Raw genomic sequence first — 13,750 nt, forward strand, 5'->3', positions numbered from 1 at the left:
CGCCGGTCGGGCCGAAACGGCACGGCCGGACGCGAAAAGGCGTGACGAGGCGGTGTTACCGCCGGTTCTTAAAGTAGTTCGGCAATACGCGACGCGGCCCGTGCGTCGCGTATTGCGTGCGAGTCGAACGCGATCAGTTGAAGGAACCGATGCGCTTCAGGTCGCCGAAGTTCATCCAGATGAAGAACGCGCGGCCGACGATGTTGTTGTCCGGCACGAAACCCCAGTAGCGGCTGTCGGCGCTGTTGTCGCGGTTGTCGCCCATCATGAAGTAGTGGCCCGGCGGCACCTTGCAGATCACGCCGCGGCTGTTGTACGTGCAGTTGTCGCGATACGGATAATCGTAGGCGCCCATCACGAACGGCGGCACGGCAGGGTTGTTGAGGATCGCGTTCTTCTTGTTGCCGATCGTTTCCTCGAACTGCTTTGCGTAGTTCTGGCGCTCGTCGTCGAAGAAATCGGGCAGCGGCGTTTCGGGCACCGGCTGGCCGTTGATCGTCAGTTGCTTGTCCTGGTAAGCGACCGTGTCGCCCGGCAGGCCAATCACGCGCTTGATGTAGTCGACCGACTCGTCCTTCGGATAACGGAACACGACGACGTCGCCGCGCGACAGCGGGCTGCCCTGCGTGATCTTCGTGTTCGTGATCGGCATGCGCAGGCCGTATTCGAACTTGTTGACGAGGATGAAGTCGCCGACCAGCAGCGTCGGAACCATCGAGCCCGACGGGATCTTGAACGGCTCGACGACGAACGAACGCACGACGAATACGGCCAGGATCACCGGGAAGAAGCTCGCGGTGTACTCGAGCCACCACGGCTGACGCAGCTTTTCGTCGCGCAGCTTCGAACGCGTCTGCCCCGCGTTTTCGTCCGCGAAACGCTTGTCGATGCGCGACTGCTGGCGGTCGAACTCCTCGATCGCCGCATCGGCCGCCTTGCGTCGCCGCGGCAGGAACACCAGTTTGTCCAACACCCACGCTACGCCCGTCACGACGACGAGCACAAAAAGAATCAGCGCAAAATTCATAAAAGGATCAGTCCTGTTATTTGTCTTCGACGCGCAAGATCGCGAGGAACGCTTCCTGCGGGATCTCGACCGAACCCACCTGCTTCATGCGTTTCTTACCTTCTTTCTGCTTCTCGAGCAGTTTCTTCTTTCGCGTGATGTCGCCGCCGTAGCACTTCGCGAGCACGTTCTTGCGGAGTGCCTTGATGTTCTCGCGCGCGACGATGTGCGCACCGATCGCGGCCTGGATCGCCACGTCGTACATCTGGCGCGGAATGATCTCGCGCATCTTCGCGGCCACTTCACGGCCGCGATACTGCGACTGCGAGCGGTGCACGATGATCGACAGCGCATCGACCTTGTCGCCGTTGATCAGCATGTCGACCTTCACGACGTCCGACGTGCGGTATTCCTTGAACTCGTAATCCATCGACGCATAACCGCGCGACACCGACTTCAGGCGATCGAAGAAGTCGAGCACGATTTCGGCCATCGGGATTTCGTACGTGAGCTGCACCTGGCGGCCGTGATACTGCATGTTGATCTGCGAGCCGCGCTTCTGCTCGCACAGCGTGATCACGGACCCGACGTAGTCCTGCGGCATGTACAGGTTCACGGTGACGATCGGCTCGCGAACTTCGGCGATGCGGCCGGGCTCCGGCATCTTTGCCGGATTCTCGACCATGATCGTCGAGCCGTCGCTCTGCACGACCTCGTAGACGACCGTCGGCGCGGTCGTGATGAGATCCATGTCGAATTCGCGCTCGAGCCGCTCCTGCACGATTTCCATGTGCAGCAGCCCGAGGAAGCCGCAGCGGAAACCGAAGCCGAGCGCCTGCGACACTTCCGGCTCGTACTGCAGCGATGCGTCGTTGAGTTTCAGCTTCTCGAGCGACTCGCGCAGCGCGTCGTACTGGTTCGCCTCGACCGGATAGAGGCCCGCGAACACCTGCGGCTTCACTTCCTTGAAACCCGGCAGCGGCTCGGTGGCGGCCTTGGTCACGTGCGTGACCGTATCACCGACCTTCGCGGCCGTCAGTTCCTTGATGCCGGCGATGATGAAGCCGACCTGCCCGGCCGACAGCGATTCGAGATTGCGCGACTTCGGCGTGAATACACCGACGTGCTCGACCGGATACTGCGCGCCGGTCGCCATCATCTTGATCTTGTCCTTCGGGCGCAGCGTGCCGTTGACGATGCGCACGAGCATCACGACGCCGACGTAGTTGTCGAACCACGAATCGATGATCAGCGCCTGCAGCGGCGCGGCCGGATCGCCCTTCGGCGGCGGCACCTTCGCGATCAGCGCTTCGAGCACGTCCTCGACGCCGAGCCCCGTCTTCGCGCTGCAGCGCGTCGCGTCGGTCGCGTCGATGCCGATCACGTCCTCGATCTCCTCGATCGCGTTCTCGGGGTTCGCCGCTGGCAGGTCGATCTTGTTCAGCACGGGCACGACCTCGACGCCGAGCTCGATCGCCGTGTAGCAGTTCGCGACCGTCTGCGCCTCGACGCCCTGGCTCGCGTCGACCACGAGCAGCGCACCTTCGCACGCGGACAGCGAACGGCTGACCTCGTACGAGAAGTCGACGTGCCCCGGCGTATCGATCAGGTTGAGGTTGTAGACCTTGCCGTCGCGGGCGCGATAGGACAGTGCCGCCGTCTGCGCCTTGATCGTGATGCCGCGTTCGCGCTCGATATCCATCGAATCGAGCACCTGCGCTTCCATTTCACGGTCGGCGAGGCCGCCGCATACCTGGATGATGCGATCCGCGAGCGTCGACTTGCCATGGTCGATGTGCGCGATGATCGAGAAATTGCGAATATGATCCATTCAGTGCCGATCAAGCGAAAAAGGCGCGCTCGACGACTGCGGAGCACGCCTTGTAAGTCGGTGAAAAAACGGCTTATTTTAGCCGAAAAGGCCTTTGCCGGGCGGTAATTTGGGACGTCTGGTCGAGGACGCCCGGTCAGGGCACCCTGCCGGAGGCCTTGGCGGGCAGACTCGCACCGGAACTCCGCGCAGGGCGCGGCCGGCGGCGGGGCCAGATTCAGCGCCGCGCCGATAGCGCGCCGCGCACCCTCGCCTCGTCGAACCGGTGGCGGCACACCTCCGTGCCGTCCAGCAACAGCACCGGCACGTCCTCGTCGTACCGGGCGACGAGCGCCGGATCGGCGTCGATGTCGACGTAGTCGACGGCAACGCCGAACTCGGCCGCCACGGGCGCCAGCGCATCGCGCATGTCGTCGCACAGATGGCACCAGCCGCGGCCGTAGAGCGTGAACATCGGCGCGTTACTTCTGGATCGGGCGCGGGCGCACAGGCACGAACTGCGTGTTGTCGCCGCGCCGCACGAGCACCGCGACCGCCTTCTGCGGATCCAACTGCGCGGTCACGTCGGCGAACTGCTTCGCGCTCGTGATGTCGGTGTCGCCGACGCGCAGCACGATGTCGCCGCGCTGCAGGCCCGCACGGGCCGCCGGACCGTCGACGCCGTCGATCTGCACGCCATTCTTCAGCTTCAGCGACTTCAGCTGGTCAGCCGAAAGGTCGCTGACCGTCAAGCCGAGTGAATTGGCCTGGCGCGGCTTCTGCGGCACATTCTTGCGCTGCTCGGCCTTCGCCGTCGTCTCCGCCGGCGTCTCGGCGATCGTGATCGGCACATCACGCGCCTGACCCTTGCGCCACACGCTGACGGTCGCCTTGGTGCCCGGCTTCGTGTCGCCGACCATGCGCGGCAGATCCGACGCCGCATCGACCGGCCGGCCGTTGAACTTCAGGATGATGTCACCCGGCTGAATGCCCGCCTTGTCGGCCGGACCGCCCGGCTCGACGCTGCTGACGAGCGCGCCTTCCGCCTTCGGCAACCCGATCGAGTCGGCCACATCCTTCGTCACTTCGCCGATCGCCACCGCGATGCGGCCGCGCGTGACCTTGCCGGTCGCCTTCAGCTGGTCCGCCACGCGCATCGCCTCGTCGATCGGGATCGCGAACGAAATGCCCATGAAACCGCCGGTGCGGCTGTAGATCTGCGAGTTGATGCCGATCACCTCGCCCTGCATGTTGATCAGCGGGCCGCCCGAGTTGCCGGGGTTCACCGCGACGTCGGTCTGGATGAACGGCAGGTAATCGCCCGTGTTGCGGCTCTTCGAACTCACGATGCCGGCCGTCACGGTGTTGTCGAGGCCGAACGGCGAGCCGATCGCGACGACCCACTCGCCGACGCGCACCTTGTTCGAATCGCCGATCGCGACGACCGGCAGATTCGACGCCTGGATCTTGACGACCGCGACGTCCGTGCGGTCGTCGACGCCGACCAGTTTCGCCTTGAATTCGCGCTTGTCGGTCAACGTCACGTAGATGGTGTCAGCGTCGTCGACGACGTGCGCGTTGGTCATCACGTAGCCGTCCGCCGACACGATGAAGCCCGAACCGACGCCGCGGTTCTGCTCGGTGTCGGGCGGATTGTCTGGCGCCGGCGCGTTTTTCGGGTTGCCATTGCCGTTGCCGCCACCGCTACCGGGCGCCTGCGGCAGCGGAATGCCGAAGAAGCGCCGGAAGAATTCCGACATGTCGCCGTTGTCGAAGCCCGGCGGGAGCACGCCGCGCGGCCCGGGCGTCGGCACGTTCGCGGTGGTTCGGATGTTCACGACAGCCGGCCCGACCTTCTCGACCAGATCGGCGAAGTCGGGAAGACTGGCTGCAGGAGGCGTGACAGCGGCAGCGGTATGCGAGGCAAGCGGCAGGCAGGCAAACAGCACCGCCGCCGCGAACACTTTGCGCAGCGTGAGTTTCGTCATGTCGAAAGCCGTAGCGTTACTTGGAAGCCTTGTATTCTATGGCAGACGCGAACTGCTGCAACGTGGCCGGCGGCACTTCGCCGAGCACGGTGATCCAGTAGTCGCCGCGACGCTTCACGAGCACGTGGGTCGCGCCGGTGCTGCCTGCACCTTCCTTGCGCGTGTTCTTTTCGGCCGGCTCGATGAAGACGGAGATCGTCGCGAGGCCGTCGGTGAAGACGGCCTGATCGACCGGAATCGGCGGATCACCGGCGTCGCGCGCGGCCATCGGGCGGCGCACCTCGCGAATCTTCCGGAATCCGGCGATGGTCGGTGCGATCTGCCAGCCCTGCGCTTCCATGTCGACCGTCGCGACCGGCGGGCGGACGACCGTCCAGCCGCTCAGGTTGCGCATACCGGCCGCAATCGCGGATTTGTCGCCGGCCGTGCCGCCTGTCTGCACTTGCGAAAATGCGACCTGCTCGAGCACGTGATCGCTCGCATCGAGCGTCTGCGAACGCAGCAGCAGCCCGGTGCGGGTGTCGGCCCACAGCTTGTACGTGAACCGGTACGCATCCTTCGGTACGAGTTCGACCACTTGCGCATCGACTCCGGCCACACGGTCCTTGCCGAGCAGCTTCGCGTCATAAACGGACATCACGTGCTCGCCGCCCGCGCCGAGCAATGCAGGGAACGAATCGCGCGTCTGGCGGCGCTCGACCACGCACAACTTGCGCTCGGGAACGAACGTGTACAACTCGTCGTTGTGCCGCAGAACCTTGCGCGGCTTGCCGTCGAGCGATTCGATCCGCTCGAACTCGCCGTCGCGGGACGCCACGTGCGCGATACGCGACGACTGGACATAGCCGCCGCGCTGGTAGACGAACGTACCCTCGTAGCTCTGCTGCTGCGCCGCCTGCTGGATGCGATCGAGCCAATCCGCCGCACCCTTGCGGGTCGCGACGGGATCGTCCGGTTGCTGGGCGCTGGCTGTGAGGGATTGGACGGACAACAGGGCGGCTGCGCAAAGCAGGAGGGCCGGCAGCCGCTTCCATCCGGAGATGGCGTGATTCAACTGCAATGTCCGCATCGGGTTTATTGGCCTGGCGTGGTGGTCACGGCAGCGCGGATCAGCGGCATCGAGCCCGTGACGACGGGCTGCTGCGCGAATTGCTGGTGCGCTTCAAGGTATTGGTCGAGACTTGCGTCGCGGATGATGTTGACGTCCTGCAGACCCGGCTGCGCCGATGCCTGCGCAACCGTCACGCGCTGCAGGTTGCCGTTCTGCGGTGCGCCTGTCGATGCGACCTGGACGGCGCCCGGCGCGCCGGCCGTCTGCATCTGCGGGACGACGATCCACGTCAGCGTGGCGGCCGCGGCGGCCACCGCGAACGCGGGCACGACTCGCCGGCGCAGCGACAGCAGTTTGCGCGCGACCGGCGCGGCGGCCGGCGCGAGCAGGTGCGGCTCGCTTTCGAGCGCGGCCGACATGCGCGCGGTGAACGCGACGCTCAGCGCGGGCGACAGCGCGAGCTCGTCCGAGCGCAGCGCATCGCCGATCAGGTGGTAATGGGCCCACGCAGCGCGATCCGCGCGGTCGAGCTCAGCCAGAAACTGCCCGTGATCCGGGCCGTCGAACAGTTCACCGTCGACCAGAGCGGAAAGGCGCTCGCCGCGCGAGCACGCCTGCGACTGCGTATTGACCGACCCCATGATGCTCCCCATCTTGCACACACCCCGTCGTGACTTCACGACTCTATCCGTAACTAGACCCCGACCCGCGTCGTTGCGCCCGTCGCGCTTACCAGCGCTTGCCTTCGGGCGTATCGAGCAGCGGACGCAATTTCGCAGCAATTGCCTCGCGCGCCCGGAAGATCCGCGACCGGACCGTCCCAATCGGACAATCCATCATTTCCGCGATCTCTTCGTAGCTCAGGCCCTCGATCTCGCGCAGCGTGATCGCCTGGCGCAGTTCTTCGGGCAGGACGGCCATTGCAGCGTTGACCGTCTCGGCAATCTGCTTGCTCATCAACATCGACTCAGGCGTGTTGATATCCCTTAGTTGGTCTGCGTCGGAGAAAGTTTCCGCTTCCTCGGCATCGGCCTCGGTGGAGGTCGGTGCCCGGCGGCCCTGCGTCGCAAGGTAGTTCTTCGCCGTATTGACGGCAATCCGGTACAACCACGTGTAGAACGCCGACTCGCCGCGAAATTGCGGCAGCGCACGATACGCCTTGATGAACGCGTCCTGGGCCACATCCTCGACCTCGGCGGGATCCCGCACGAGGCGCGAGATCAACCGAATGATCTTGCGGTGGTATTTGGAGACCAGGAGTTCGAACGCTGCCTTGTCGCCTTTCTGTACGCGCTCGACCAGAGCCTGATCGATTTCTTTTTCACTCACCTGACAAATCCGTTAACTAGGGATGCAACGCGGAGCGTTATTGTAGCGTTCCGGCGCCGGGCGCTGGTTACGGTCGGTAACTGCGCCACCGTCATGCCCGCCCCGCCGTGCCCGCGGTACGCGCCAGCACGGACAGCGCGCTGAACGACGCGGCATCGAGCGCATCGGCCGGGATCAGCAGCGGCCGGGCGCGCCGGGCGCCCTGCCCGACCGACAGCACGAGCAGCAGGCTGCTCCAGTGTGCATGGCCGGTCACGCGGCCCCGGGCCAGCAAGCGCCCGGTGCGGCCAAACGCCGCAATCTCCCCGAATGCATCGATCCGCAGCTCGGCCGGCAGCCGACGGGCACAGGCCCGCGCGGCACACGCGGCAAGCAGCGCAGCCGTCGCCGCGGACACGCACGCGCCGGCGGCAGCACCGGCCCGCGGCGCCCAGAACAGGTACGCGGACGCGGCAGCCGCCGCGACGAACACGGCCAACGCGACATACGACACGGCCGAGGCCCGCAACGCAAAGCGCTGCGGACGCCCGGCCGGAGCATCGAATGGACTCGTCAAGCGATTCGGCGTCAGACGCGCTTGAACACCAGCGTGCCGTTGGTACCGCCGAAGCCGAAGTTGTTCTTCACGGCAACGTCGATCTTCATGTCACGCGCGGTATTCGCGCAGTAATCGAGATCGCACTCGGGGTCCTGGTTGAAGATGTTGATGGTCGGCGGCGACACGTTGTTGTGCAGCGCCAGCACCGTGAACACCGACTCGAGACCGCCCGCGCCACCCAGCAGGTGGCCCGTCATCGACTTCGTCGAGTTCACGACGAGCTTGTACGCATGCTCGCCGAAGGCCGCCTTCACCGCGTCGGACTCGTTCTTGTCGCCGAGCGGCGTCGACGTGCCGTGCGCGTTCAGGTACTGAACCTCGTCCGCGTTCAAGCCGGCGTCGCGCAGTGCCGCAACCATGCAGCGGCGCGGACCGTCCATGTTCGGCGCGGTCATGTGGTACGCATCGCCAGTCATGCCGAAGCCCGAGACTTCCGCATAGATCTTCGCGCCGCGCGCCTTCGCCGCCTCGTATTCCTCGAGCACCATGACGCCTGCACCCTCGCCCAGCACGAAGCCGTCGCGGTCCTTGTCCCACGGACGGGACGCAGTGGCCGGATCGTCATTGCGGGTCGATAGCGCACGCGCAGCCGCGAAGCCGCCGATGCCGAGCGGCGACACCGTCGATTCGGCGCCGCCCGCGACCATCACGTCGGCGTCGCCGGCCTGGATCAGGCGCGCCGCGAGGCCGATGCTGTGCAGACCGGTCGTGCAGGCCGTCACGGCCGCGAGGTTCGGGCCCTTCAGGCCGAACATGATGCTCAGGTGACCCGAGATCATGTTGATGATCGAACCCGGCACGAAGAACGGCGAGATCCGGCGCGCGCCGCGATCGACGTAGGTCTGGTGCGTGTCTTCGATCATCGGCAGGCCGCCGATGCCGGAGCCGACCAGCACGCCGATGCGTTCCGCATTGGCTTCGTTCACTTCGAGGCCGCTGTCCCGGATTGCCTGGACGCCGGCTGCGATGCCGTAATGGATGAACGTATCCATGTTGCGGGCTTCCTTCGCCGGAATGTACTCCTCGGCGCTGAAACCCTTCACCTCACCCGCGAAATGCACGGCAAGGTTCGACGGATCGAACTTCGTGACGGTGGCGATGCCGGACCTGCCGGCGACGAGATTGGCCCAGCCGTCGGCAACATTATTGCCAACAGGCGAAATCAGCCCCAGGCCTGTAACGACAACACGACGGCGGCTCACGGTAACCTCTTTTCCATTGGATGACAAAAACAAAAGCCACAGTGGCCACAGGAACCAGCCCTGCGAGCCCTGTGGCTGTTAGTCCGTCCGGCGCGGTTGCCGGCAGGATGGCGCGTCAAACGCGAAGATCGCGGCGACGTGGCAGACAAGCGCGAAAGGCGCTTACGCCTTGACGTTTGCGCGAGCGTAGTCGATCGCTTGCTGAACGGTCGTGATCTTCTCTGCTTCTTCGTCCGGGATTTCCATGCCGAACTCGTCTTCGAGCGCCATCACCAGTTCGACCGTGTCGAGCGAGTCCGCGCCCAGGTCGTTCACGAACGATGCTTCGTTCTTGATCTCGGCTTCTGCGACGCCCAGTTGCTCAGCGACGATCTTCTTGACACGTTGTTCGATGTTATCCATTACCCCTCCGAGGGAAAGTTCAGATTTACAAGTGCGCGCATTTTATCAGGTTTGCTGACGCCAAAACGCGCGTTGGCTTGATGGTCGATCAAGCGCCTATCCGCCTGAAAAACGGGATACGGCGCGGATGGTAAACGAAAACCGTTACGACATGTACATGCCGCCGTTCACGTGCAGCGTCGTGCCGGTGATGTAACCGGCCTGCGGCGATGCGAGGAACGCGACGGCATGGGCAATGTCTTCCGGGCTGCCGAGGCGGCCGAGCGGAATCTGGGTCTTGAGCGCGGTCTGCTGTTCTTCCGGCAGCGTCTTCGTCATGTCGGTGTCGATGAAGCCCGGCGCGACGCAGTTCACCGTGATGCCGCGGCTGCCGATCTCGCGCGCGAGCGCACGGGTCATGCCCGCGACGCCGGCCTTCGCGGCAGCATAGTTGACCTGCCCCGGGTTGCCGGCCGAACCGACCACCGACGTGATGTTGATGATACGGCCGCCGCGGGCCTTCATCATCGGGCGCAGCACTGCACGCGACAGGCGGAACACCGACTTCAGGTTGGTGTCGATCACCGCGTCCCAGTCCTCGTCCTTCATCCGCATCGCGAGCTGGTCCTGCGTGATCCCGGCGTTGTTGACGAGCACGTGGAGCGCGCCGAATTCCTTCACGGTCGCGTCGATCAGCGCTTCGGCCGCCGCCGCGTCGTTGACGTTCAGCACCGCGCCGCGGCCCGTCACGCCCGCTTCCGCGAACCCTGCGGTAATCGCGGCGGCGCCCGATTCGCTCGTCGCCGTGCCGATCACCGTCGCGCCCAGGCGCGCGAGTTCGAGCGCGATCGCCCGGCCGATGCCGCGAGACGCGCCGGTCACGATCGCGACCTGTTTATCGAGAGTCTTTTCCATGAATCGAATATCCGTCTCTTGAGGAAAGGCGCCGCGTCAGGCGGTCGCCAGCTTCAGTGCTTCGTCGAGCGAAGCCGGATCGAACACCGATACGCCGACCAGGTTGCCGTCGATGCGCTTCGTCAGGCCCGACAGCACCTTGCCCGGACCGCATTCGATCACGTGCGTGACGCCCGTGCCCGCGATGTGCTGCACGCATTCGACCCAGCGCACCGGGCCCGCGGCCTGGCGCACCAGCGCGTCCTTGATCGCGGCCGGATCGCTGGTCACCGCGACGTCGATGTTGTTGACGACCGGAATCTGCGGCGCCTTCACGTCGACGTTCGCGAGATAGTCGCGCAACTGGTCCGACGCCGGCTTGAGCAGCGACGAATGGAACGGCGCCGACACGGGCAGCGGCAACGCGCGCTTCGCGCCCTTCGCCTTCGCGATCTCGCAGGCCTTCTCGACGGCCGCCTTCGCGCCCGCGATCACGACCTGCGCCGGAGCGTTGAAGTTCACGGCTTCGACGACGCCCGCTTGCGCGGCTTCGACACACACCGCGCGCACCGTGTCGTCATCGAGACCCAGGATCGCGGCCATGCCGCCCTCGCCGACCGGCACGGCCGTCTGCATCGCCTGCGCGCGGAAGCGCACGAGCGGCACTGCGTCCTTGAACGCGATCGCGCCCGCGGCGACGAGCGCCGTGTATTCGCCGAGGCTGTGGCCCGCGACGATCGACGGGGCCGGGCCGCCGGCCTGCTGCCATGCGCGGTAGCACGCGTAGGCGGCCGTCAGCATCACGGGCTGCGTGTTGGTGGTCAGATTCAGTTCTTCGGCCGGACCTTCGGCGATCAGCTTGCCGAGATCCTGATTGAGTGCATCGGATGCTTCCTGAAGCGTCTCGCGCACGACGGCCAGATCGGCGAATGCGTTGAGCATGCCGACCGACTGCGAGCCCTGCCCCGGAAAAACGAATGCAAATTTCATATCGTCCCCAATTGAATCGATTCGGACGGCGCGCGCGAACGGCGCGCCGGTTCGGGATCCGCGCGCAGCCATTGCGCGCCGCGGATCAGTAGCGGAAGACGGATGCGCCCCACGTGAAGCCACCGCCGACGCCTTCGATCAGCACGTGCTGACCGCGCTGGATGCGGCCGTCGCGCACCGCGGTGTCGAGCGCCAGCGGGATCGACGCAGCCGACGTGTTGCCGTGCTGGTCGACCGTCACGACCATGCGCTCCTGCGGCAGGCCGAGCTTGCGGCAGGTGCTGGTCATGATGCGGATGTTGGCCTGGTGCGGAATCAGCCAGTCGATCTGCTCCGGCGCGAGATTCGCCTTGGCGAGCGCCTCGATCGCGACCTTTTCGAGCACGTTGACCGCGAGCTTGAACACGGCCTGCCCGTCCATGTACAGGAACGCGCTGCCGTCGATCACGCCGCGATTGACGTTGCCCGGTGTGCAGAGGATGTTCGAATAACTGCCGTCTGCGTGCAGCGCGCTGCCGAGCACGCCCGGCTCTTCCGATGCGGACAGGATCACCGCGCCCGCGCCGTCGCCGAACAGCACGCAGGTCGTCCGGTCCTTGAAATCGAGAATGCGCGAGAACGTCTCCGCGCCGACGATGAGCGCCGTGCGGTGCTGGCCACTGCGGATGAAGCTGTCTGCCGTCGCCATCGCATAGGCAAAGCCGGAGCACACGGCCTGCACGTCGAATGCCGCGCCGCCGTTCTTGATGCCGAGCTTGTTCTGCAGCAGGCACGCCGTGCTGGGAAACACGAAATCGGGTGTCGAAGTCGCGACGATGATCAGGTCGATCGACTGCGGATCGATACCGGCCATTTCGATCGCACGACGCGACGCCTCGAGCGCGAGGTCGCTCGTCGTGACGTCCGGTGCGGCGAAGTGACGCGCATGGATGCCCGTGCGCGCAACGATCCACTCATCGCTCGTCTCGATGCCTTCCTTCGCGAGTCGATCGGCAAGCTGCTGGTTCGTGACGCGGTCGGGCGGCAGATAGCTGCCCGTGCCGAGCACGCGGGAATAGAGAGTCGATTGGGCCATTTATGCTTTAGAGGATTGCGCAGCGGAAGGTTCGGCGTGATGGCCTGCGGCCGGGCTCGTCTGGCCCGCGCCGCCCGCGTCGTGTTCGCCGTCGCCGAGCGACACCGAATTGTCCGCCATCGCGCGCGCGAGGCGCTCCAGCACGCCGTTTTTGACGGCATCATACCCGCGTTTGATCGCCCACTCAAACGCATAGGCATCGGCCGAACCGTGGCTTTTGATCACGAGGCTCTTCAGCCCCAGCAGCGCTGCTCCATTGTACTGGCGGTGATCGACGCGCTTCTTGAAACGCATCAGCACCGGCAGCGCAAGCAGCGCCATCAGCTTCGACATCAGCGAACGGCCGAACTCCTCGCGGATGATGTCGGAGAGCATCTGCGCGAGCCCTTCGGACGTCTTCAGCGCGACGTTGCCGACGAAGCCGTCGCAGACGATCACGTCGACCGTGCCTTTATAGATGTCGTTGCCTTCGACGTTGCCGCGGAAATTCAGCGTGCTGGCGCGCAGCAGTTCCCCTGCGCGCTTGATCGTCTCGTTGCCCTTGATGACCTCTTCGCCGATGTTCAGCAGGCCGATCGTCGGACGCTCCTTGCCTTCGAGCGCGGCAACGAGCGCATGCCCCATCTCCGCGAACTGCAGCAGGTGCTGCGGCTCGCAGTCGACGTTCGCGCCGAGGTCCAGCATCATCGTGTAGCCGGTCGGGTTCGGCAGCGCGAACGCGATCGCTGGCCGCTCGATGCCGGGCAGCGTCTTGAGCACGTAACGGGAAACGGCCATCAGCGCACCGGTATTGCCGGCGGAGATACAGGCCTGGGCCGCGCCGTCCTTGACGTGGTTGAGCGCGACACGCATCGAAGAATCCTTCTTCTTGCGCAGCGCCACTTCGACAGGGTCGTCCATCGCCACGACTTCGGTGGCGGGCACGATGGTCAGCGCGGGATCGTCGAGGGCTTTCAGCTTTTTCAGCTGAGCGCGGATCGCGCTTTCGATGCCGACGAGCATCAGGTGCGCATCGGGATGCGCGCGGACGAACTTGACTGCCGCGGGAACGGTCACGGACGGGCCGTGGTCGCCTCCCATGCAATCGATTGTGAGCTTTACGGTCATGGAATGCGACGAATTTCAGGCACAAAAAAGCGGCAGTTGAATGCCGCCTTTTTGTTGAGCCAGGAAAGTGTCAAGCGAACCAGTTGTCACGCGAACGGCGAACGTAGCGCGCAACGCGTGACTTGACGCTTAGTCGTTCTTCGTCTTGACGACTTTCTTGCCGCGATAGTAGCCGTTCGGGCTGACGTGGTGACGCAGATGCACTTCACCCGTGCTCGGCTCGACTGCCAGCGGCGCTGCCGTCAGGAAATCGTGCGAACGATGCATGCCGCGCTTCGACGGCGACTTCTTGTTTTGCTGGACTGCCATGACTAACTCC

15 protein-coding genes are annotated in these 13,750 nt (G+C 65.0%); all 15 read right to left on the reverse strand.

The window, feature by feature from the left end; translation table 11 throughout:
• Positions 1 to 133: 133 nt before the first annotated feature.
• Positions 134 to 1,027 (reverse strand): signal peptidase I, encoded by an 894-nt coding sequence (gene lepB, locus BTE28158_RS14740; protein WP_059678698.1) that lies wholly within the window; start codon positions 1,025 to 1,027, stop codon positions 134 to 136.
• A gap of 16 nt (positions 1,028 to 1,043) precedes the next feature.
• On the reverse strand, positions 1,044 to 2,837 hold the full coding sequence (gene lepA / locus BTE28158_RS14745) for a translation elongation factor 4 (RefSeq protein ID WP_059607053.1): 1,794 nt from the start codon (positions 2,835 to 2,837) through the stop codon (positions 1,044 to 1,046).
• Positions 2,838 to 3,054: 217 nt separating this feature from the next.
• Entirely contained in the window at positions 3,055 to 3,291 is a 237-nt protein-coding gene (locus tag BTE28158_RS14750) for a glutaredoxin family protein (RefSeq protein WP_059607051.1), read from the reverse strand.
• A 7-nt stretch (positions 3,292 to 3,298) separates the two neighbouring features.
• The gene (locus tag BTE28158_RS14755) at positions 3,299 to 4,804 is read right to left on the reverse strand and encodes a DegQ family serine endoprotease (RefSeq protein WP_124623326.1); all 1,506 of its coding nucleotides are present in this window, start codon (positions 4,802 to 4,804) and stop codon (positions 3,299 to 3,301) included.
• A 16-nt stretch (positions 4,805 to 4,820) separates the two neighbouring features.
• Positions 4,821 to 5,873: a MucB/RseB C-terminal domain-containing protein gene (locus BTE28158_RS14760; protein ID WP_059607047.1), complete on the reverse strand. Its 1,053-nt coding sequence runs from the start codon at positions 5,871 to 5,873 to the stop codon at positions 4,821 to 4,823.
• 5 nt (positions 5,874 to 5,878) lie between these two features.
• Positions 5,879 to 6,496 carry a sigma-E factor negative regulatory protein gene (locus tag BTE28158_RS14765; protein WP_059523722.1) on the reverse strand — a complete coding sequence of 206 codons (618 nt, stop codon included), beginning with the start codon at positions 6,494 to 6,496 and terminating at the stop codon, positions 5,879 to 5,881.
• An 88-nt stretch (positions 6,497 to 6,584) separates the two neighbouring features.
• Positions 6,585 to 7,184, reverse strand: coding sequence for an RNA polymerase sigma factor RpoE (rpoE, locus tag BTE28158_RS14770; RefSeq protein ID WP_006752490.1), 600 nt, complete (start codon positions 7,182 to 7,184; stop codon positions 6,585 to 6,587).
• A gap of 91 nt (positions 7,185 to 7,275) precedes the next feature.
• Complete coding sequence (locus BTE28158_RS14775; protein ID WP_151048373.1) at positions 7,276 to 7,740, reverse strand: protein YgfX; 465 nt, start codon at positions 7,738 to 7,740, stop codon at positions 7,276 to 7,278.
• An 11-nt stretch (positions 7,741 to 7,751) separates the two neighbouring features.
• Positions 7,752 to 8,984, reverse strand: a complete 1,233-nt coding sequence (gene fabF, locus BTE28158_RS14780; RefSeq protein ID WP_124623329.1) for a beta-ketoacyl-ACP synthase II — start codon at positions 8,982 to 8,984, stop codon at positions 7,752 to 7,754.
• Between the two features lie 162 nt (positions 8,985 to 9,146).
• A complete protein-coding gene (gene acpP, locus BTE28158_RS14785; RefSeq protein WP_004197638.1) occupies positions 9,147 to 9,386 on the reverse strand; it encodes an acyl carrier protein in 240 nt (79 codons plus the stop codon).
• Positions 9,387 to 9,530: 144 nt separating this feature from the next.
• Positions 9,531 to 10,280 (reverse strand): 3-oxoacyl-ACP reductase FabG, encoded by a 750-nt coding sequence (fabG, locus tag BTE28158_RS14790; RefSeq protein ID WP_059607041.1) that lies wholly within the window; start codon positions 10,278 to 10,280, stop codon positions 9,531 to 9,533.
• Positions 10,281 to 10,316: 36 nt separating this feature from the next.
• Entirely contained in the window at positions 10,317 to 11,249 is a 933-nt protein-coding gene (gene fabD / locus BTE28158_RS14795; protein ID WP_124902110.1) for an ACP S-malonyltransferase, read from the reverse strand.
• An 85-nt stretch (positions 11,250 to 11,334) separates the two neighbouring features.
• A complete protein-coding gene (locus BTE28158_RS14800; protein ID WP_059607037.1) occupies positions 11,335 to 12,324 on the reverse strand; it encodes a beta-ketoacyl-ACP synthase III in 990 nt (329 codons plus the stop codon).
• Complete coding sequence (gene plsX, locus BTE28158_RS14805; RefSeq protein WP_059607035.1) at positions 12,325 to 13,431, reverse strand: phosphate acyltransferase PlsX; 1,107 nt, start codon at positions 13,429 to 13,431, stop codon at positions 12,325 to 12,327. It lies immediately after the preceding gene.
• A 129-nt stretch (positions 13,432 to 13,560) separates the two neighbouring features.
• Positions 13,561 to 13,740, reverse strand: a complete 180-nt coding sequence (gene rpmF / locus BTE28158_RS14810) for a 50S ribosomal protein L32 (protein ID WP_006051932.1) — start codon at positions 13,738 to 13,740, stop codon at positions 13,561 to 13,563.
• Positions 13,741 to 13,750 lie beyond the last annotated feature (10 nt).

The organism is Burkholderia diffusa, assembly GCF_902499115.1.
GTDB lineage: Bacteria > Pseudomonadota > Gammaproteobacteria > Burkholderiales > Burkholderiaceae > Burkholderia > Burkholderia diffusa.

What these genes read in the sequence shown, in the direction of transcription:
- lepB (WP_059678698.1), bottom strand. Translation starts at nt 1,027, where the DNA reads ATGAATTTTGCGCTGATTCTTTTTGTGCTCGTCGTCGTGACGGGCGTA.
- lepA (WP_059607053.1), bottom strand. Translation starts at nt 2,837, where the DNA reads ATGGATCATATTCGCAATTTCTCGATCATCGCGCACATCGACCATGGC.
- BTE28158_RS14750 (WP_059607051.1), bottom strand. Translation starts at nt 3,291, where the DNA reads ATGTTCACGCTCTACGGCCGCGGCTGGTGCCATCTGTGCGACGACATG.
- BTE28158_RS14755 (WP_124623326.1), bottom strand. Translation starts at nt 4,804, where the DNA reads ATGACGAAACTCACGCTGCGCAAAGTGTTCGCGGCGGCGGTGCTGTTT.
- BTE28158_RS14760 (WP_059607047.1), bottom strand. Translation starts at nt 5,873, where the DNA reads ATGCGGACATTGCAGTTGAATCACGCCATCTCCGGATGGAAGCGGCTG.
- BTE28158_RS14765 (WP_059523722.1), bottom strand. Translation starts at nt 6,496, where the DNA reads ATGGGGTCGGTCAATACGCAGTCGCAGGCGTGCTCGCGCGGCGAGCGC.
- acpP (WP_004197638.1), bottom strand. Translation starts at nt 9,386, where the DNA reads ATGGATAACATCGAACAACGTGTCAAGAAGATCGTCGCTGAGCAACTG.
- fabG (WP_059607041.1), bottom strand. Translation starts at nt 10,280, where the DNA reads ATGGAAAAGACTCTCGATAAACAGGTCGCGATCGTGACCGGCGCGTCT.
- fabD (WP_124902110.1), bottom strand. Translation starts at nt 11,249, where the DNA reads ATGAAATTTGCATTCGTTTTTCCGGGGCAGGGCTCGCAGTCGGTCGGC.
- BTE28158_RS14800 (WP_059607037.1), bottom strand. Translation starts at nt 12,324, where the DNA reads ATGGCCCAATCGACTCTCTATTCCCGCGTGCTCGGCACGGGCAGCTAT.
- plsX (WP_059607035.1), bottom strand. Translation starts at nt 13,431, where the DNA reads ATGACCGTAAAGCTCACAATCGATTGCATGGGAGGCGACCACGGCCCG.
- rpmF (WP_006051932.1), bottom strand. Translation starts at nt 13,740, where the DNA reads ATGGCAGTCCAGCAAAACAAGAAGTCGCCGTCGAAGCGCGGCATGCAT.